Source organism: Stenotrophomonas sp. P5_A9 (assembly GCF_056400525.1).
In genome coordinates this window covers 1-18350 of sequence record NZ_JBFULC010000073.1, presented here as the reverse complement: position 1 = coordinate 18350, position 18350 = coordinate 1, and the positions used below count along the sequence as shown (strand labels likewise).

The 18350-nt window shown below is 66.3% G+C and carries 14 protein-coding genes; 3 read left to right on the top strand and 11 right to left on the bottom strand.

Features of this window, described 5'->3' with window-relative positions; genetic code table 11:
* Positions 1-8: 8 nt before the first annotated feature.
* Entirely contained in the window at positions 9-2765 is a 2757-nt protein-coding gene (acnA, locus tag AC1DR7_RS17795; RefSeq protein WP_478076591.1) for an aconitate hydratase AcnA, read from the bottom strand.
* Positions 2766-3014: 249 nt separating this feature from the next.
* Complete coding sequence (bamE, locus tag AC1DR7_RS17790) at positions 3015-3392, bottom strand: outer membrane protein assembly factor BamE domain-containing protein (protein ID WP_478051922.1); 378 nt, start codon at positions 3390-3392, stop codon at positions 3015-3017.
* Positions 3393-3548: 156 nt separating this feature from the next.
* Between bamE and AC1DR7_RS17785 the strand changes: the two genes are divergently transcribed.
* From AC1DR7_RS17785 to acnB, 3 genes are all read left to right on the top strand, one after another.
* Positions 3549-3773: an AbrB/MazE/SpoVT family DNA-binding domain-containing protein gene (locus AC1DR7_RS17785; RefSeq protein WP_256777493.1), complete on the top strand. Its 225-nt coding sequence runs from the start codon at positions 3549-3551 to the stop codon at positions 3771-3773.
* A 7-nt stretch (positions 3774-3780) separates the two neighbouring features.
* Positions 3781-4179, top strand: a complete 399-nt coding sequence (locus AC1DR7_RS17780) for a type II toxin-antitoxin system VapC family toxin (RefSeq protein WP_256777494.1) — start codon at positions 3781-3783, stop codon at positions 4177-4179.
* 64 nt (positions 4180-4243) lie between these two features.
* Positions 4244-6829: a bifunctional aconitate hydratase 2/2-methylisocitrate dehydratase gene (acnB, locus tag AC1DR7_RS17775; RefSeq protein ID WP_256777495.1), complete on the top strand. Its 2586-nt coding sequence runs from the start codon at positions 4244-4246 to the stop codon at positions 6827-6829.
* A gap of 98 nt (positions 6830-6927) precedes the next feature.
* On the opposite strand, the gene AC1DR7_RS17770 is transcribed toward acnB, so the two are convergent.
* The 9 genes from AC1DR7_RS17770 to AC1DR7_RS17730 form a co-directional block, all read right to left on the bottom strand.
* Positions 6928-7281, bottom strand: a complete 354-nt coding sequence (locus tag AC1DR7_RS17770) for a hypothetical protein (protein ID WP_478052811.1) — start codon at positions 7279-7281, stop codon at positions 6928-6930.
* A gap of 751 nt (positions 7282-8032) precedes the next feature.
* Positions 8033-9103: a protein-glutamate methylesterase/protein-glutamine glutaminase gene (locus AC1DR7_RS17765; RefSeq protein WP_256777498.1), complete on the bottom strand. Its 1071-nt coding sequence runs from the start codon at positions 9101-9103 to the stop codon at positions 8033-8035.
* Entirely contained in the window at positions 9100-9696 is a 597-nt protein-coding gene (cheD, locus tag AC1DR7_RS17760; protein ID WP_256777499.1) for a chemoreceptor glutamine deamidase CheD, read from the bottom strand. Before cheD ends, AC1DR7_RS17765 begins: the two co-directional genes overlap by 4 nt.
* Positions 9693-10556: a CheR family methyltransferase gene (locus AC1DR7_RS17755; protein WP_256777500.1), complete on the bottom strand. Its 864-nt coding sequence runs from the start codon at positions 10554-10556 to the stop codon at positions 9693-9695. The genes cheD and AC1DR7_RS17755 overlap by 4 nt, the downstream gene beginning before the upstream one ends.
* Before the next feature lie 53 nt (positions 10557-10609).
* A complete protein-coding gene (locus AC1DR7_RS17750; protein WP_478052192.1) occupies positions 10610-12883 on the bottom strand; it encodes a methyl-accepting chemotaxis protein in 2274 nt (757 codons plus the stop codon).
* 348 nt (positions 12884-13231) lie between these two features.
* Entirely contained in the window at positions 13232-15601 is a 2370-nt protein-coding gene (locus AC1DR7_RS17745; protein WP_478052809.1) for a methyl-accepting chemotaxis protein, read from the bottom strand.
* A 96-nt stretch (positions 15602-15697) separates the two neighbouring features.
* Positions 15698-16081 (bottom strand): hypothetical protein, encoded by a 384-nt coding sequence (locus AC1DR7_RS17740; RefSeq protein WP_256777578.1) that lies wholly within the window; start codon positions 16079-16081, stop codon positions 15698-15700.
* 151 nt (positions 16082-16232) lie between these two features.
* Positions 16233-16724, bottom strand: a complete 492-nt coding sequence (locus AC1DR7_RS17735; RefSeq protein ID WP_256777579.1) for a chemotaxis protein CheW — start codon at positions 16722-16724, stop codon at positions 16233-16235.
* A gap of 523 nt (positions 16725-17247) precedes the next feature.
* A complete protein-coding gene (locus AC1DR7_RS17730) occupies positions 17248-18027 on the bottom strand; it encodes a flagellar brake protein (protein ID WP_457321605.1) in 780 nt (259 codons plus the stop codon).
* Between the last annotated feature and the right edge of the window lie 323 nt (positions 18028-18350).

The following is an 18350-nucleotide window of genomic DNA, read 5'->3' as shown; positions in this document are numbered from 1 at the left end:
GGCGCGTTTCAGCCCTTCGCCGCCAGCTGGCRCAGCACGTATTGCAGCAGGCCGCCGTGCTTGAAGTACTCCACTTCCTTCGGGGTGAGCAGCATGACGTGCGCCTCGAAGGTCTTCGTCGTGCCATCGGCCTTGGTCGCAGTGAGCGTGGCGGTCTTGCTGACGCCGTCCTGCAGGCCGGTGACGTCGACCGTTTCCGAACCGTCCAGACCCAGGCTCTGCGCGTTCTCGCCGGCCTTGAACTGCAGCGGCAGCACGCCCATGCCGACCAGGTTGGAGCGATGGATGCGCTCGAAGCTCTCTGCGATGACCGCCTTGACGCCCAGCAGATTGGTGCCTTTTGCCGCCCAGTCGCGCGAGGAGCCGGTGCCATACTCCTTGCCGGCAAACACCACCAGCGGCACGCCTTCGGCCTTGTATTTCATGGCCGCGTCGTAGATGGCCAGCTTCTGCGGCTCGCCGCCGTCCTTGGGGAAGTACAGCGTGTTGCCGCCTTCCTCGCCACCGAACATCAGGTTCTTGATGCGGATGTTGGCGAAGGTGCCACGGACCATGACGTCATCGTTGCCACGACGGCTGCCATAGCTGTTGAAGTCGGCCGGTTGCACGCCGCGTTCCTGCAGGAAGCGCCCGGCGGGCGAATCCTTCTTGATGTTGCCGGCCGGGGAGATGTGATCGGTGGTGATCGAATCGCCGAACAGGCCCATCACCCGCGCGCCGTGCACGTCGTCGATGTGGCCGACCTGCATGGTCATGCCCTCGAAATACGGCGGGTTCTTGATGTAGGTGGAGTGGCCGTCCCACTCATACAGGTCGCCGTCCGGGGACTTGATGTTGTTCCAGCGCGAATCGCCCTTGAACACGTCGGCGTAGTTCTGCTTGAACATCTCCGGGCCGATGGTCGCGGCGATCACATCGCCGATTTCCTTGTTGCTGGGCCAGATGTCGCGCAGGTACACCGGCTGGCCATCGCTGCCGGTGCCGAGTGGTTCGGTGGTCAGGTCGATGTCGGTAGTGCCGGCGATCGCATACGCCACCACCAGCGGCGGGCTGGCCAGGTAGTTCATTTTGACTTCCGGGTGCACGCGGCCTTCGAAGTTGCGGTTGCCCGACAGCACCGAGGTCACCACCAGGTCGCCCGCGGCGATGCCCGCGCTGACTTCGGCCGGCAGCGGACCGGAGTTGCCGATGCAGGTGGTGCAGCCGTAGCCGACCACGTAGAAGCCGATCTTTTCCAGCTCGGTGAGTACACCGGCCTTTTCAAGGTAATCGGTGACCACGCGCGAGCCTGGGCCGAGCGAGGTCTTTACCCAGGGCTTGCGGTCCAGGCCCTTGGCGGCCGCGTTGCGGGCGAGCAGGCCGGCGCCGATCATCACCGCCGGATTGGAGGTGTTGGTGCACGWGGTGATCGCGGCGATCACCACCGCGCCATCCTTCAGCCGGAATTTCGTGCCGTCCAGTTCGACATCGCTGTAGCTCTTGGCCAGTTGCTCGTTGCCGACCGCCGCACCACCGCCTTCATTGACGAAGTTGGATACGTCCTCTGTGCGCTTGTCGCGGTTGGTGGTGAGGCCGACCAGGCTGTCGCGGTAGTTCTGCTTGACGTCCTCGAGCAGCACGCGGTCCTGCGGGCGCTTGGGGCCGGCCAGCGACGGCTTGACCGTGCCCATGTCCAGTTCCAGGGTGACGCTGTAGCTGGCGTGTGCGGTGTCGGCGTCGTGCCACAGGCCTTGGGCCTTGGCGTAGGCCTCGACCAGCGCGATTTGTTCCTCGCTGCGGCCGGACAGGCGCAGGTAGGTCAGCGATTCGCCGTCGATCGGGAAGATGCCGCAGGTGGCGCCGTACTCGGGTGCCATGTTGCCGATGGTGGCGCGGTCGGCCAGCGGCAGGTGCTGCAGGCCTTCGCCGAAGAACTCGACGAACTTGCCGACCACCCCGTGCTTGCGCAGCATCTGGGTGACGGTCAGCACCAGGTCGGTGGCGGTGGCGCCTTCGGGCATGCGTCCGGTCAGCTTGAAGCCGACCACCTGCGGGATCAGCATCGAGGACGGCTGGCCGAGCATGGCCGCCTCCGCTTCGATGCCGCCCACGCCCCAGCCGAGCACGCCGATGCCATTGATCATGGTGGTGTGGCTGTCGGTCCCGAATACGGTGTCCGGATACGCGATGGCCTTGCCATCCTTGTCCGCGGTCATCACCACGCGGGCCAGGTTTTCCAGGTTGACCTGGTGGACGATGCCGGTGTTGGGTGGCACCACCTTGAAGTTGTCGAACGCCTTCTGGCCCCAGCGCAGGAAGCCGTAGCGTTCCATGTTGCGCTGGAATTCGATCTTGCCGTTGAGGTCCAGCGCATCCGGCGTGCCGAATACATCCACCTGCACCGAGTGGTCGATCACCAGCTCGGAGGGAATCTGCGGGTTGATCTGTTCCGGGCGACCGCCGAGCTTGACCACCGCATCGCGCATCGCGGCCAGGTCGACCACGCAGGGCACGCCGGTGAAGTCCTGCAGGACCACGCGGGCCGGCATGAAGGCGATTTCAATATCCGGTTCGGCCTTGGGGTCCCACTTGGCCACTGCTTCGATGTGGTCGCGGCCGACGGTAGCGCCGCCGTCCTCGTGCCGGAGCAGATTCTCCAGCAGGATCTTCATCGAATAGGGCAGGTGGGAGATATCGAACTGCTGTCCGAGCTTGGGCAGGCTGAAGTAGTCGTAGGTCTTGCCGCCGACGTCCAGCTGGCTGCGGGTGGAGAACGAATCGCTCATGCGGGGTGACTCCTCTTGCGGATGGCTTGCAGTGGTCCGCGCGGAGCGGGCCTGCTTGCGTTTGCCGGCGGCCCTAGGGTACCGGATCGCAGCCAGTATGAGCGATCCCGTGCCACGCCATGGCCGGCCAGTGACAGAACACAAGGTTACACAGCCACATGTAGCGCCGGTGTCATCACAGCGGTGCGTCCAACGCAGACGGGGCGCACATGGGCGCCCCGTCGGGGAAGCGTTGCCGGGCGATGCCGGTTACTTGCCGTTGGCGGCGTCGATCAGCGGGTTGCCGGTCTTGCCCACCGCGTTGGACTTGGACTTGGCCGTGAGCACGCCGGTCTTGCCGAACTCGAACACGGTCGCTTCCTGGATGTTCTTGCCGAACGACTTGATCTTGACGAAGTCGTAATACCAGACCTGCGTGTCGCCCAGCTGCTCGCGCCGGCTCGGCGCGCCGAAGGCTTCGCGGACCTGCTCCTGGGTGGTCTTGCCGACCTGGGCGGCGTCCATCTGCTGCTGGGTGATTTCCGTGCCGGTGGTGTAGGCGCCGAACGGGTTGGCCTGGGCCGACGCGGTCGTCAGTGCCAGCGGGGCGGCAAACAGCAGGGCGAGGGTGAGGGTGGTGGCACGCATCGCGGGATGTCCTTTTCTATCGATGGGGCAGGGTTGCCTGCCGTTCAGTCTATCCCGCCGGCCGCGGCCCTGCCTACGTCGCCAGTCACAGAACATCGATTTGCCCTGAACCCATCAAGTACGTACAATTCATACATACTTTTTGAGGCGTACCCCATGGAAGCCACCGTAGCTGAACGCGGGCAGATCACCTTGCCCAAGGCGGTCCGCGATGCGCTGGGCCTGACCAAGGGCACCCAGTTGAAGGTCGAGCTGGACGGCAGCCGGATCATCCTGCGCAAGAGCGTGGACGATGCGATCTCGCGCGCCCGCGGCAAGTTCGCACTGGACGGCTTCGATTCGGCGCAGGCCGCCGTCGATGCGGTCCGCGACGAGGAATGAGCGCGGCATGATCGCTGTCGATTCCCCGGTCCTGATCGAACTGCTCAGCAACGGACCGCAGGCCGACGCGGTGGAGGCTTACCTGCGCCAGAGCCTGGTCGGCGGGCGCGTGGTGATCTGCGCGGTGACCCTGGCCGAGATCTGCGCCTCGCTGCGCGGTGGGGCCGAGGTGCAGGAAGCGCTGGAGGAAATGGGCATCCATTTCAGCCCGCTGGAGGCCAAGTCCGCCCTGCGTGCCGGCGAAATGCACCGCCGCCACCGCCAGCGCGGCGCCGGCAGGCGCGGCCTGGACGAATTCATGGTCGGCTCGCACGCGCTGTTGCAGTGCGATGGGCTGATCACCTGGAACGACACGTTTTTTCGCGACTACTTCAAGGGCCTGAAGCTGATCGTGCCGCAAGCCTGAGCCCACGCACCGTTTACCGCTGTATTCAACCGCAGTTTTTTCAAAGAATTTCCCGGGAGTTGTCATGTTGGAAGCCTACCGCCACCACGTAGCCGAGCGCGCCGCGCTTGGCATCCCGCCKCTGCCGCTGAGCGCCCAGCAGACGGCCGACGTCATCGAACTGCTGAAGAACCCGCCGGCCGGGGAAGCTGAGTTCCTGCTGGAACTGCTGACCCACCGCGTGCCGGCCGGCGTCGATGATGCCGCCAAGGTCAAGGCCTCGTACCTGGCCGCGATCGCCCTGGGCAGCGARGTCAATGCGCTGATCAGCCGCGAGCGCGCCACCGAACTGCTGGGCACCATGCTCGGCGGTTACAACGTCGCCCCGCTGGTCCAGCTGCTCGATGACGCCACCGTCGGTGCGATCGCCGCCGATGCGCTGAAGAACACCCTGCTGGTGTTCGACGCCTTCCACGACGTGCAGGAAAAGGCCAAGGCCGGCAATGCCCACGCCCAGGGCGTGCTGCAGAGCTGGGCCGATGCGGAGTGGTTCACCAGCCGCCCGCAGGTGCCCGAAAGCCTGACCATCACCGTGCTCAAGGTGACCGGCGAAACCAACACCGACGACCTGTCGCCGGCCCCGGACGCCACCACCCGCCCGGACATCCCGCTGCATGCGCTGGCGATGCTGAAGAACAAGCGCGATGGCATCGAGCCGGAAGAAGACGGCAAGCGCGGCCCGGTGAAGTTCATTGAATCGCTGAAGGACAAGGGCCACCTGGTGGCCTATGTGGGCGACGTGGTCGGCACCGGCTCCAGCCGCAAGTCGGCCACCAACTCGGTGCTGTGGTTCACCGGCGAAGATATTCCGTTCATCCCGAACAAGCGCTTCGGCGGCGTGTGCCTGGGCTCGAAGATCGCCCCGATCTTCTACAACACGATGGAAGACGCCGGCGCGCTGCCGATCGAACTCGACGTGTCGCAGATGAACATGGGCGATGTGATCGAGCTGCGCCCGTACGACGGCAAGGCCCTGAAGGACGGCGCGGTCATCGCCGAGTTCAAGGTCAAGTCCGACGTGCTGTTCGACGAAGTGCGCGCCGGTGGCCGCATTCCGCTGATCATCGGCCGCGGCCTCACCGCCAAGGCGCGTGAAGCGCTGGGCCTGGCCCCGACCGATCTGTTCCGCCTGCCGATGGACCCGCCGGATACCGGCAAGGGCTTCTCGCTGGCGCAGAAGATGGTAGGCCGTGCGTGTGGTCTGCCGGAAGGCCAGGGCATGCGCCCGGGCACCTACTGCGAACCGAAGATGACCTCGGTGGGCTCGCAGGACACCACCGGTCCGATGACCCGTGACGAGCTGAAGGACCTGGCCTGCCTGGGCTTCTCGGCCGACCTGGTGATGCAGTCGTTCTGCCACACCGCCGCCTACCCGAAGCCGGTGGACGTCAAGACCCACCACACGCTGCCGGAGTTCATCTCCACCCGCGGCGGCATCTCGCTGCGTCCGGGCGACGGCGTGATCCACAGCTGGCTCAACCGCATGCTGCTGCCCGACACCGTCGGTACCGGCGGCGACTCGCACACCCGTTTCCCGGTGGGCATTTCGTTCCCGGCCGGTTCGGGCCTGGTGGCCTTCGCCGCCGCCACTGGCGTAATGCCGCTGGACATGCCCGAGTCGGTGCTGGTCCGCTTCAAGGGCAAGATGCAGCCCGGCGTGACCCTGCGTGACCTGGTCAACGCGATTCCACTGTACGCGATCAAGTCCGGTCTGCTGACCGTGGCCAAGGCCGGCAAGAAGAACATCTTCTCCGGCCGCATCCTGGAAATCGAAGGTCTGCCGGAGCTGAAGGTCGAGCAGGCATTCGAGCTGTCCGATGCCTCGGCCGAACGTTCGGCCGCCGGTTGCTCGGTGCACCTGAACAAGGAGCCGATCATCGAGTACCTCACCAGCAACATCACGCTGCTGAAGTGGATGATCGCCGAGGGTTACCAGGACGCCCGTTCGCTGGCGCGCCGCATCGAGAAGATGGAAGCGTGGCTGGCCAACCCGGAGCTGCTGCAGCCCGACGCCGACGCCGAATACGCCGCCGTCATCGAGATCGACCTGGCCGATATCCACGAGCCGATCGTGGCCTGCCCGAACGATCCGGATGACGTCAAGACGCTGTCGGACGTGGCCGGTGCGGCCATCGACGAAGTGTTCATCGGTTCGTGCATGACCAACATCGGCCACTTCCGTGCGGCGGCCAAGCTGCTGGAAGGCAAGCGCGACATCCCGACCAAGCTGTGGGTGGCCCCGCCGACCAAGATGGATGCTTCGGAGTTGACCAAGGAAGGCCATTACGGCACCTTCGGCACCGCCGGCGCACGCATGGAAATGCCGGGCTGCTCGCTGTGCATGGGCAACCAGGCACAGGTGCGCGAGGGCGCGACGGTGTTCTCGACCTCGACCCGCAACTTCCCGAACCGTCTGGGCCGCAACTCCAACGTGTACCTGGGTTCGGCCGAACTGGCCGCGATCTGCTCGCGTCTGGGTCGCATCCCGACCAAGGAAGAGTACATGGCCGACATCGGCGTGCTGGATGCCAGCAGCAAGGACATCTACCGCTACATGAACTTCGACCAGATCGAGGATTACCAGGACGTGGCCAAGACGGTCGCTGCCTGATGCGGTAGCCATCGACTGTTGGTCGATGGGATTCAACTGAAAACACCCGGCGCAGGCCGGGTGTTTTTTTGTGTGTGCGGTATTGGCCAGGAAAGGCGTTATGGCGCCGCTTCATGCCGTGCGCCCGGTGTCCAGTCCACCGAACCGCTGAAACGTCGGTTGCCGATCAGCAGGTCGCCGCGCCTGCCGATCACGTCCACCTCGAACCACGGCAGACCATCGGCCTGTGCTGGGCGCAGGTACATCTGCTTCTTCGCCCGATTGAACTCGATGTAATAGCGGCGATGGGGCATCGGCTTTGGTGCACCCGTCCAGTCAACCTGCACCACGCCTGGGTCATCGCTGCCGAAGAGGGACAAGTGGAAGCCGAAATCATCTTCCTCCACGTCGAAGTGGAACGTGTCGCTGCTGGCGATGGCGGTGGTGAGCGGCAGTAGAAGCAGGACGCCCATTGTGAGGAATTGAAACCGCGTCTTCCGTGTCATGCCCATGCTCCGTGTGTGCAGGGGCACATCAAAGCACACACGGCCGGGGTAGAGCCGAGCCATGCTCGGCTGCGTGCAGGCAGACGTGGTGACCGCTGCGCATGCTGGTAGAGCAGCCGAGCATGGCTCGGCTCTACCCCGCGATACCCCGCATTGCCTCGCGATACCCCGCGATACCCCGCATTGTCTCGCGATACCCCGCGATACCCCGCATTTCCCGGCATTGCCCGACATTGCCTTGCCGGATCGCGTCGTGTGGGGGGGCGGATTGGCCGCACCCGCACCTGAAATCGCCTATGCCCGATGACGGCATGCTGGTGGATTTCATTCCGCGGATCGCGGTGACCGCTGAGCTGCAGCGGAAGCTGCTGGTGGACAACCCGATGCGGTGGTGCCGGGGCGGGTGAGGGACGTCGCCGCGCGTGCTTCGGCCTGGCCGGGGCGCACGGTGGAGCCACGCCATGCGTGGCTGTTCTTCGGTCCGGCATGGCGTGCAGCCACCCGTGGGGTGGCTCTACCGGGGAGGGTCGCGCAACGGTAACGCCAGGCCATCGCATGATCGCCGGGTAGAGCCACGCCATGCGTGGCTGTTCTTCGGTCTGGCATGGCGTGCAGCCACCCGTGGGGTGGCTCTACCGGGGAGGGCCGCGCAACGGTGATGCCACCAGGCCATCGCATGATCGCCGGGTAGAGCCACGCCATGCGTGGCTGGCGCGGACTATCCCCGCGCCAACGCCATCAAGCGCTCGGCAATCCGCTCCAGTGGCACCATTTCTTCGGCCGCACCCAGCTTGTAGGCCGCGCCCGGCATACCCCAAACCACGCTGCTGGCTTCGTCCTGCACCAGCGTGGGGGCGCCGGCGTTGCGCAGTTCGAGCAGGCCGCGGGCGCCGTCGTCGCCCATGCCGGTGAGGATCGCGCCGATAGCGTTGCTACCGGCACTTTCGGCGACCGAGCGGAACAGCACGTCCACTGCCGGCTTGTGCCGGTTGACCGCGGGGCCGTCATCCACGCGGCAGCGCCAGCGCGCACCGTCGCGGATCACCCGCAGGTGCTTGCCGCCCGGCGGCAGGTAGGCGTGGCCGGGCAGCACCGCTTCGCCATCGCTGGCTTCGCGTACCGACATGGCCGAGTGCCGGTCCAGGCGCTCGGCGAAGGGCGTGCTGAACGTGGCCGGCAGGTGCTGGGTAAGCACCACGGCGGGCGCGTCGGCGGGCATGCCCTCGAGCACCACGCGCAGCGCTTCGGTACCGCCGGCCGAGGCGCCGATGGCGATCAGGCGGTCGGTGGTGCGGAACTGGATGCTGCGCGCGGGGGTGACCGGTGCGACCGCGTCGAGCGTGATGCGCGGGGTGATGGGGCGGGCCAGGGTGCGCACGCGCGAGCGCGCGGCCATCTTGACCTTGCCGATGATTTCCTCGGCATAGGCCTGCAGGCCGCGGGCGACGTCGAATTTGGGCTTGGACACGAAATCCACCGCGCCCAGTGCCAGCGCCTGCAGGGTGGTGTCGGCGCCGCGTTCGGTCAGCGAGGAGATCATCACCACCGGCAGCGGGTGCAGGCGCATCAGGTTTTCCAGGAACGCCAGGCCGTCCATGCGCGGCATTTCCACGTCCAGGGTGATCACGTCCGGGGCGAGGCGTTTGATCTTCTCGCGCGCCAGCAGCGGGTCGGCGGCGGTGCCGACCACCTCGATGCCCGGATCGCTGGCGAGGATTTCGCTGAGCATCTGCCGCACAACGGCGGAGTCGTCGACGATCAGGACTCTGCAGGGCGCACCGTGGGTCATTCGAACAGCTCCACGCCGCCGGTGACCGGGGCCTTGGACAGACGCGCACGCACGGCCGATTCGGTTGCGGCGACTTCGGCCTCGTGCGCGTGCGGCAGGCGCTGCACGACGACGCGGCCGGTGTCGGCGAAGAACCACACCTTGCGCGGATGGATGCCGCACAGGTCTTCGGCCAGCACCGGGATGTGCTCGGCCTGCAGGTACTGGCGCACGAACTCGGCGTTACGGGTGCCGACCGGGTTGCTGGTAAAGCCCTTGAGTACGTTGGCGCCGCCGAACACCTTGGCTTCCAGGCGCTTGCGGTGAGCGCCACGCTTGAGCAGGTCGTTGATCAGCAGTTCCATGGCGTAGCTGCCGTAGCGCGCGGGCGCGCCATCGCCGACGTTGCCTTCGGGCAGCAGGAAGTGGTTCATGCCGCCGATCTTGAGCACCGGGTCGCGCAGGCACGCGGCCACGCACGAGCCGAGGGTGGTGGTCAGCGCGGTGTTGTCGTCGACCACCAGGTACTGGGTGGGCAGCAGCTTGGCCGCGGTTACCTTGAAGCGGCTGTCGAAGTAACGCATGACATCGTCGGTGCGTAGCGCCAGGTTCATGCCGGTGCTCCGGGCGCGCGCTTGTACAGCGTGCGTCCGCACGGCTGGATCAGGTCGGCGGCGTGCAGGTAGTTCTCCGAGTGGCCGGTATAGAGCAGGCCGTCGTCGCCCATGTGCTGGATCAGCCGCGAGAGGATGCCGCGCTGGGTGGGCTTGTCGAAATAGATCATCACGTTGCGGCAGAACAGGGCGTCGAACGGGCCGCCGACGTCATAGCGGGGGGCGAGCAGGTTGAGCGGGCGGAAGTCGATCAGGTCGCGCAGCGCAGGATTGACCCGGCAATGGCCTTCGTTGGGGCCGCTGCCGCGCTGGAAATAGCGCTTCTTGAGCGCCGGATCGAGTCCGGACACCCGGTCGATGGCGTACACGCCGCGGCTGGCGGTGGCCAGCACCTGGGTGTCCACGTCGGTGGCCAGGATGCGCACCGGCGGCTTGAGCGTGCCGAACGCCTCGCAGGCGGTGATCGCCATCGAGTAGGGCTCCTCACCGGTGGAGGCCGCGCACGACCACAGCTGCAGGGTGCCGTGACCGGCGCGCGCGCGCAGCTCGGTGTCGAGCTTTTCGAAATGGTGCGGCTCGCGGAAGAACGCGGTGAGGTTGGTGGTGAGCGCGTTGGTGAACGCCTGCCACTCTTCGCCGCCGTCCTTTTCCAGCTGGTCCAGGTACTCGGTGAAGCTGCGCAGGCCGAGCGCGCGCAGGCGCCGCGACAGGCGGCCATAGACCATGTCGCGCTTGGCCGGGGCCAGCGAGATGCCGACACGCTGGTAGATCAGGTCGCAGACGCGGCGGAAATCACGGTCGGCGAACTCGAATTCGCGGCCGTTCTGGGAGGTGGCGGCAGGAGCGGAAGGCGTGGACACAGGCGCACTCGATGGGAATGGGGGAGTGGCGGCGACGGGGCCGCCACGAAGACTCAGAACTCTTGCCAGTTGCCGTCGTCCGGGGTCGCACTGCGCTGCGCGCGTGGTGCCGGCTGGGCGCGCGGGGCAGGGCGTGCGGCAGGGGTCGGGCGCGGGCGCGCTGCGGCCGGCACCACCACGCGCGAGGTGACCGCACTGACGGCCGCAGCAACCTGGTTGTCCAGGCGGAAGATCGCCACGACGTCGGCCAGCTGGTTGGCCTGTTCTTCCATCGCGCGCGCGGCGGCGGTGGCTTCTTCGACCAGGGCGGCGTTCTGCTGGGTGGTTTCGTCCATCTGCACCACGGTCTGGTTGACCTGTTCGATGCCGGCGGACTGTTCCTGGGAGGCGGCGGAAATCTCGGCCATGATGTCGGTCACCCGCTGCACCGAGGCGACGATCTCGCCCATGGTGCTGCCGGCCTTGCGTACCAGGGCCGAGCCGTCGGCGACGCTGGCGACCGAGTCGTCGATGAGGCCCTTGATCTCCTTGGCCGCGCCCGCCGAGCGCTGGGCCAGGGTGCGCACTTCGGAGGCGACCACGGCAAAGCCGCGCCCCTGCTCGCCGGCGCGGGCCGCTTCCACTGCCGCGTTGAGCGCCAGGATGTTGGTCTGGAAGGCGATGCCGTCAATGACGGAGATGATCTCGGCGATGCGCCTGGAGCTGGTTTCGATCGCGCTCATGGTGGTGACCACCTGGCCGACCACCTCACCGCCCTGCGAGGCCACGCTGTGCGCGCCGATGGCCAGCTGGTTGGCCTGGCGGGCGTGCTCGGCGTTCTGGCGCACGGTGGAGGTCAGTTCCTCCATCGAGGCGGCGGTCTCTTCCAGGTTGGCGGCCTGCTGCTCGGTCCGACGCGACAGGTCGCTGTTGCCGCTGGCGATTTCCCCGGCGGCCTGGGTGATGCTGCCGGCCGCGCCCTGGATCTGGCCGACGATCTGGGTGAGCTGGGCGACGGTGGCGTTGGCGTCGTCGCGCATGCTGGCGAACACGCCCTGGAAGTCGCCGTGCATGCGCACGGTGAGGTCACCTTCGGCGATGCCCGACAGCAGCTGCGAGAGCTTGCCGAGGTTGTCGTCGCTGACCTGCATCATCGCGTTGAGGTTGCCGATCATCAGGCGGAAGTCGTGATCGAAGCGGGTGGCATCGCCGCGCTGGCTGAAGTCCCCGGCCGCGGCAGCGCCGGCCAGGCGCTTGATCTCGTCGTTGATGCTGCCCAGGTTGCGCTTGACGGTATCGACGGTGGCGGTGATTTCCGCCTTCTCGCCCGGGTAGCGGGCGATGTCGGCGTGCAGGTCGCCCACGGCGTAGCGCTGCACCACCTGCAGGACGTCGTCCATGGTCTGCACGTGCGCGCCGACCAGCGCGTTGGTTTCATGCACCATCAGGCCGTATTCGCCGGGGAAGGCACTTTCGTCCATACGGAAGCGGGTCTGGCCGGCCTCGTGCTGGCTGGCCATGTCGCGCTGGCCGCTGATGACCGCGTGCAGCTGTTTCTGCATCCGGCCCATGCTTTCGAGCAGGCGGCCGGGTTCGTCGTGGGCCTGGGCGCCGATGCGGCTGTCCAGCTTGCCGGCGGCGATGCTCTCGGCCACGTGGGTGGCCTGGCGCAGGGGCAGGGTGATGCGGTTGCCGATGAGCCAGCTCAGCGCCAGCACGATCAGAACCACGACGCCGCCGCTGACGGTCATGATGGCGGTGAAGACCAAGGCCTGCTTCTGCACGTCTTCCATGTAGACGCCGCTGCTGATCACCCACTGCCACGGCTTGTACAGGCCTGCGTAGGAGGACTTGTCATACAACCCTTCGGCGCCGGCCTTGGCCCACTTGTAGGAGATCACGCCGCCGCCCTGGCCTGCGACCTGGACCAGGTCATGGAACAGCCGCACGCCGTCTTCGGAGCGGAAGTCCTTCATGTCCTTGCCGACCAGGTCCTTGCGGAACGGATGCATGAGCACGTGGTAGCCGGTGTCGTAGACGCTGTAGTAGTAGGCATCGTTGTCGGCGCGCATGCGCTCGATGGCTTCCAGCGCGGCCTTCTTCGCTGCCGCGTCATCCAGCTCGCCGGTTTCGGCCAGGCGGTGGTAATGGTCCAGGATGCCGTAGGTCAGTTCGACCTGGATCTTCAGGCTGTCTTTGCGGGTGTCGGTGAGGTCCAGGTACTGCATGCGGGCAGCGATCACGGCCAGGGCGATCACGCCGACGGCAATCAATGCGGTAAGCAGGTTGAGCTTGCGCCTGACGGACAGGTTGGAGAAATACTGGTTCCAGCGGCTGATCAGATTCATGTGCAGGGCGTCTTGGGTCGACAATCGTGTCGAGGCAATGCTGTTATCGGCCGGGGAGCGCGCCGATTGAGGTGTAGTGACTGAGCGTATTCAGATTGGAGCGGGTGGCGCCTGGTAGAGCCACCCCATGGGTGGCTGCGCGCGGCGCCCGGAAGGAAGAGCAGCCACGCATGGCGTGGCTCTACCCGGTGTGTGGGTTGCGTTGGTAGAGCCACCCCATGGGTGGCTGCGCGCGGTGCCCGGAGGTAGAGCAGCCACGCAGGGCGTGGCTCTACCTGGGGGTCAACAAAAAGGCCCCGATGGGTATCGGGGCCTTCTGCCGTGCCGGTTTACAGGCCGCTGGCGGGCTTAGAACTCCTGCCAGTCGCCGTCGGCCAGTTCGGTGGCAACCGGGCGGGCGGCGGGGCGGCGGGCCGGTGCCGGTGCGGCGGCAACCTGGCGCACCGGGGCGCGCGAGGCTGGCGGGGCGAACGCCACCGGTGCCACCACGTCCTGCGCGTCGAGGGTGAAGATCGACACTGCATCGCTGAGGTGGCCGGCCTGCTCTTCCATCGAGCGGGCGGCGGCAGTGGCTTCTTCCACCAGGGCGGCATTCTGCTGGGTGGTTTCATCCATCTGCACGACGGTCTGGTTGACCTGCTCGATGCCGGCGGACTGCTCCTGCGAAGCGGCGGAGATCTCGGCCATGATGTCGGTCACGCGCTGCACCGAGGCAACGATTTCGCCCATGGTCGCGCCGGCCTTGTGCACCAGTGCCGAGCCGTCGTTGACCTTGCCGACCGAGTCGTCGATGAGGCCCTTGATCTCCTTGGCGGCACCGGCCGAACGCTGGGCCAGGGTGCGCACTTCGGAGGCGACCACGGCAAAGCCGCGGCCCTGTTCGCCGGCACGCGCCGCTTCCACCGCCGCGTTGAGCGCCAGGATGTTGGTCTGGAAGGCGATGCCGTCGATGACCGAGATGATCTCGGCGATCTTCTTGGACGAGGTCTGGATCGCGCTCATGGTGGTGACCACCTGGCCGACCACGTCACCGCCCTGGCTGGCGACGGTGTGTGCGCCAATGGCCAGCTGGTTGGCCTGGCGGGCATGCTCGGCGTTCTGGCGCACGGTGGAGGTGAGTTCCTCCATCGAGGCGGCGGTTTCTTCCAGGTTGGCGGCCTGCTGCTCGGTACGGCGCGACAGGTCGCTGTTGCCGGTGGCGATCTCGCTGGCAGCCGAGCTGATGGCCTGGCTGGAATGCTTGATGCGGGTGACGATGCCGCTGAGCTGCTCGGCGGTGGCGTTGGCATCGTCGCGCATGGTGGCGAATACGCCCTGGAAATCGCCGTGCATGCGCACGGTCAGGTCGCCCTGCGACAGCGCGGTGAGCAGGCCGGAGATCTGTTCGATGCTGGCCGCGTTGGCGTCCAGCAGGCCGTTGATCTGCTGTGCCAGCTGCAGGAAGAAGCCTTCCTTGCCTTCGGCGACGATGCGACCGGACAGGTCGCCGGCAGCGGCCTGGGCGATCACGCGCGCCACTTCGGCCTCGACCAGCGCTTCGGGGGTACGGTCACGCCATTCCACGACGTGGCCGACGCTCTCGCCTTCTTCGTTGCGGATGGTCGAGACCACCTGGGCGAACTGGGCATCACCGAACTGCATCGCGCGACGGGCCACGCCATGCTGCTTGAGGTTGGCCAGCAGGCTGGCATCCATCTCGCCGCGGTGCTCCAGCACGGTGAGCGGACGTCCGACCAGCGAGGCGCCTGCGTCGAACTCGGGCAGGTGCTTGCGCAGCTCGTCCTGGTACTGGGACAGGCTCTGCTCCAGGGCGCGGTTGGCGTAGACGATGTTGAGCTGGTTGTCGGTCAGGTACACGCCGGTGGAGCTGTAATCCAGCGCGGTGCGGATACGCAGGTTCTCGCGGGCGATGGCCTGGTCGGTCTCGGTGCGCTCGCGCAGGTCGCGCTGCATGCGCTGCATGGCCTGCATCAGGTCACCGACTTCATCCTTGCGGCTGACGTCGATGTGGCCATCGAGCTTGCCGCTGGCGACATCGTTGGCCACCGACACGGCGCCGCGCATGCTGCCCACCAGCGAACGGGCGAACAGGAACACCAGCACCAGGCCCAGGCCGGCGCCGCCGAGCAAGGCGATGACGGTCAGGGTGGCCGAAGCGGCGTAGGTGGACTCGGCTTCCTCGCGCGAGGCGCGGGCCAGCCGGTTGTCTTCGGCGATCAGTGCTTCGAGCGCGGACGAGGCCTTCTGGTGCTTGCTGCGGGTCTCGCCGACGAAGGTGTCGATGGCATCGTCGGGCAGGTCCAGCTCCAGCATTTCGCTGACCGCATCGTAGGAAACCAGCGCGTCTTTCCAATCCTTGGCGAAGGTATCAAACAGCTTCTTCTGCTGGGGATTGTCGATCAGTTCGGGGTATTTCTTGATGGCCAGGTCGATCTTGCCGCGCAGGTCGGCGGCACGGGTCTTGGCTTCGGCCTTGACGTCTGCGCTGGCGCGGATGAGGCCCTGGTAGGCCGAGTTGCGGTATTCGCCGACCATGCCGCGGATTTCACCGGCAGTACGGATGCTCTCCATCCGGTGGCCCGCCAGTTCGGTGGTGACGTTGTTGAGTGAGTACAAGCCACGATAGGCCACGATGCCCTGCAGCAGCATCACCAGCAGGAGGACGCCGAAAGTCAGCATCAACTTCGGCATCAGTTTGAGGTTGTTGATCCAGGGCATGGGCGGTGCGATCTCCAAGGGCAAACGCGTCCGGGCATCGTGCCCGGTTGCAGCGACCACGCCGGACGGTGCCGGCGTGGCATGGCGTACAGCGGATTACTTGATGTTGGCGAGCTTGAGGCCGGCCGGCGAGCTGACTTCGATTTCAGCGCGCGATGCGTCACGGGCGATCTTGCCGATCACGCAGACGGTCTTGCCTTCCAGGCTTTCCAGCGGGAAGCTGAACTTGCCGCGGTTGGCGCCGGCGATGCGGGCCGAGAAGGTGTGGCGCGGGAAGGCGCCGCCCATGTACAGGAAGGTCGGCTGGCCTTCGGAACCTTCGGCGTAGCGGGCCTTTTCGACCTTGCCGCAGACCATGCCGTCCTTGCCGACCGAGCGCGGTGCCATCTCCGGCGGGATCATTTCAGCCGACTGGGCGAAAGCGGACGAGGCGGAGGTGGCGAGAACGGCAACCGAGAACAGCGCAAGCAGGGACTTCATCGGGAAAAATCTCCGGGGAAAATGGACGAATTGGCCCGGCCTTGGGCAGCCCTACACAGCCGGGTCCTGAAGCAGCTATCGGCCGTCCTGGACGGAACTGAAGAACTTTTTTCACCCCGCGTCCACGCGGTGGTGAGCGGAGCGGGCACGATCAGGCAGCAGCGTCTTCGACGTGGCTGGGCTGGCCCATGTCGGCGCTGTCGAGCAGGGTTTCGATATCCAGCAGGATCAGCATGCGATCGTCCTGGGTGCCGATGCCGGAAATGAAGCGGGTATCGACGGCGGCGCCAAACTCGGGGGTGGGGCGGATCTGGTCGGCGCTGAGCGGGATGACGTCGGAGACGCTGTCCACGACGATGCCGACCACGCGGTCTTCGACGTTGAGCACGATCATGACGGTGAAGGCATCGTAGGTGGCCTTTTCCAGGCGCAGCTTCAGGCGCAGGTCGATGACCGGGACGATGGTGCCGCGCAGGTTGATGACGCCCTTGATGTAATCCGGTGCGTCGGGAACGCGGGTGACCGAGTCGTAGCCGCGGATTTCCTGCACCTTGAGGATATCCACGCCGTAGTGCTCGGCGCCGAGGGTGAAGCTGAGGTACTCACCACCGCTGCTGGCGGCATTTAGGTTGCTGTCGTTCATCGAAGGAATCCTGGGTCGGGCGTGGCGGTAGAAAAACCGGGCGTCACGCTGGATATCGGCCTGGATGGGGGCGACTTTAGAGGGGGTGTGGCGAGCGAGGTCCAGCGATTCGCTGCTGACGCGCGCCGCCCGCCCTGACACCTTGCCGCGACCGGATGGGAGAAGCCGCCCCGATGATTGGGGGAGGGTAGTGCCGAGCCAWGCTCGGCACCTCAACCAAACCCCCAATGCCCCGCGTGCTCTTGATCTCAACGCGGTGAAAGCGATCTCTCGAAGGCCGGTACGGGTGGGTTGGCGGGACCGTCATGCGCCATGGATGGCGTATGCGAGCTTACAGGGGTGAAGGCGCATTGCTTGCGAGGCACTGCCTCGCATACGACTGAACGGACAGCCGCCAGCGGCTGGACCGGGCCGCGGAGCGGGACTTGCAGCGTGTCCCGCCAACCCACCCGTACCGACCCGGCGCGGCACACTCGCACCGCTGCTTGGCCGTTGCCGTTGCCGCTGGCAAAAAACCAATCCCTCAACTCTCCCCGTTCTTGCGCGCACTGCGCTGCCGGTCGATGCGGAAGATATAGCGCTGGATCGCGCTGTCCCCACCGCGCGGCAGGTTGTCAAAGCGCATCCCCACGCGCTTCATCTCCACCCCGTTGGGCAGCTTCACCGCCAGCTGGTTGCAGACGATCAACGACACCTCCAGCGGACCGCTGTCGGGCATGTCCAGCCGCGCCTGGTAGCGCTTCTGCATTGAAAACACATTGCAGTCCGGCGGCACCGTCACCGCCAGGCCACCGCCGCTGATGTCCACCACCCGCAGGTTCAGCGCCTCGCTGCGATCCTCGTTGACCGGAAAACGCACGTGCGGCGAATCGGTGATCGGCGTCTCCAGCCGGTACAGCTCACGCCGCTGCAGATGCACCAGCTCACTGGGGAAGGCCACCCGGAAGGCCACATGGCCGCTGCCGCCGGTCCGTTCAAGATGATCCAGCCGGAACCGCACCATCACCCGGTCCAGCTGTGCAAAACACAGCAGATGCCCGGCCTCTTCGGCCGCCCGGTTGGCGGGCTCGGAGGGACTACCGTCCAGCAATAGCCAATCCTCGTCCTCGTCCAGCTCCAGGATCGCCGTCGGGAAGGACTGGTCGCGGCCGCCCAGGTGCGCGTTGATCAGCGAACGCTGGTCGATCAGCGCCTGCAACAACTGGCGGATCTGCCGGGGATTGCGGACCAGGTAACGATCATCCGTGCCGTCATCGTGGGCGGCATGGGTTCCGTCGTGTGCGTCAAGGCTGCCTTCGGACATGGACTCTTGCTGTGTTGGGCGGGCGCCGTCGGCGAAGATTGCCGGGGCTCTGTCCGTTTATCGGCAGTAGTTCACGTTTATGTAGGGGGAATTGTGCGCCGTCCGACTGCGCTGTCCGGCCAGGTCGGCATCAGTCGCACCGTGACGCGGTATGTCGGCGTGCAAAACGACGACACCCCGCCGGAGCGGGGTGTCGTGGGCATCACGCAAACCAACGGCAGGCCATCAGAACTCCTGCCAGTCGCCTTCGTTGGCCAGCACCGGCTCGCGTACCGCCGTGCGACGCACCGGGGCGGCTGCCTGGCGGGGGCGCGGTACGGCGG

Excerpts from the sequence above, each read along its gene's own strand:
- bamE (WP_478051922.1), bottom strand. The coding sequence starts at position 3,392 with ATGCGTGCCACCACCCTCACCCTCGCCCTGCTGTTTGCCGCCCCGCTG.
- AC1DR7_RS17785 (WP_256777493.1), top strand. The coding sequence starts at position 3,549 with ATGGAAGCCACCGTAGCTGAACGCGGGCAGATCACCTTGCCCAAGGCG.
- AC1DR7_RS17780 (WP_256777494.1), top strand. The coding sequence starts at position 3,781 with ATGATCGCTGTCGATTCCCCGGTCCTGATCGAACTGCTCAGCAACGGA.
- AC1DR7_RS17770 (WP_478052811.1), bottom strand. The coding sequence starts at position 7,281 with ATGGGCGTCCTGCTTCTACTGCCGCTCACCACCGCCATCGCCAGCAGC.
- AC1DR7_RS17765 (WP_256777498.1), bottom strand. The coding sequence starts at position 9,103 with ATGACCCACGGTGCGCCCTGCAGAGTCCTGATCGTCGACGACTCCGCC.
- cheD (WP_256777499.1), bottom strand. The coding sequence starts at position 9,696 with ATGAACCTGGCGCTACGCACCGACGATGTCATGCGTTACTTCGACAGC.
- AC1DR7_RS17750 (WP_478052192.1), bottom strand. The coding sequence starts at position 12,883 with ATGAATCTGATCAGCCGCTGGAACCAGTATTTCTCCAACCTGTCCGTC.
- AC1DR7_RS17745 (WP_478052809.1), bottom strand. The coding sequence starts at position 15,601 with ATGCCCTGGATCAACAACCTCAAACTGATGCCGAAGTTGATGCTGACT.
- AC1DR7_RS17740 (WP_256777578.1), bottom strand. The coding sequence starts at position 16,081 with ATGAAGTCCCTGCTTGCGCTGTTCTCGGTTGCCGTTCTCGCCACCTCC.
- AC1DR7_RS17735 (WP_256777579.1), bottom strand. The coding sequence starts at position 16,724 with ATGAACGACAGCAACCTAAATGCCGCCAGCAGCGGTGGTGAGTACCTC.
- AC1DR7_RS17730 (WP_457321605.1), bottom strand. The coding sequence starts at position 18,027 with ATGTCCGAAGGCAGCCTTGACGCACACGACGGAACCCATGCCGCCCAC.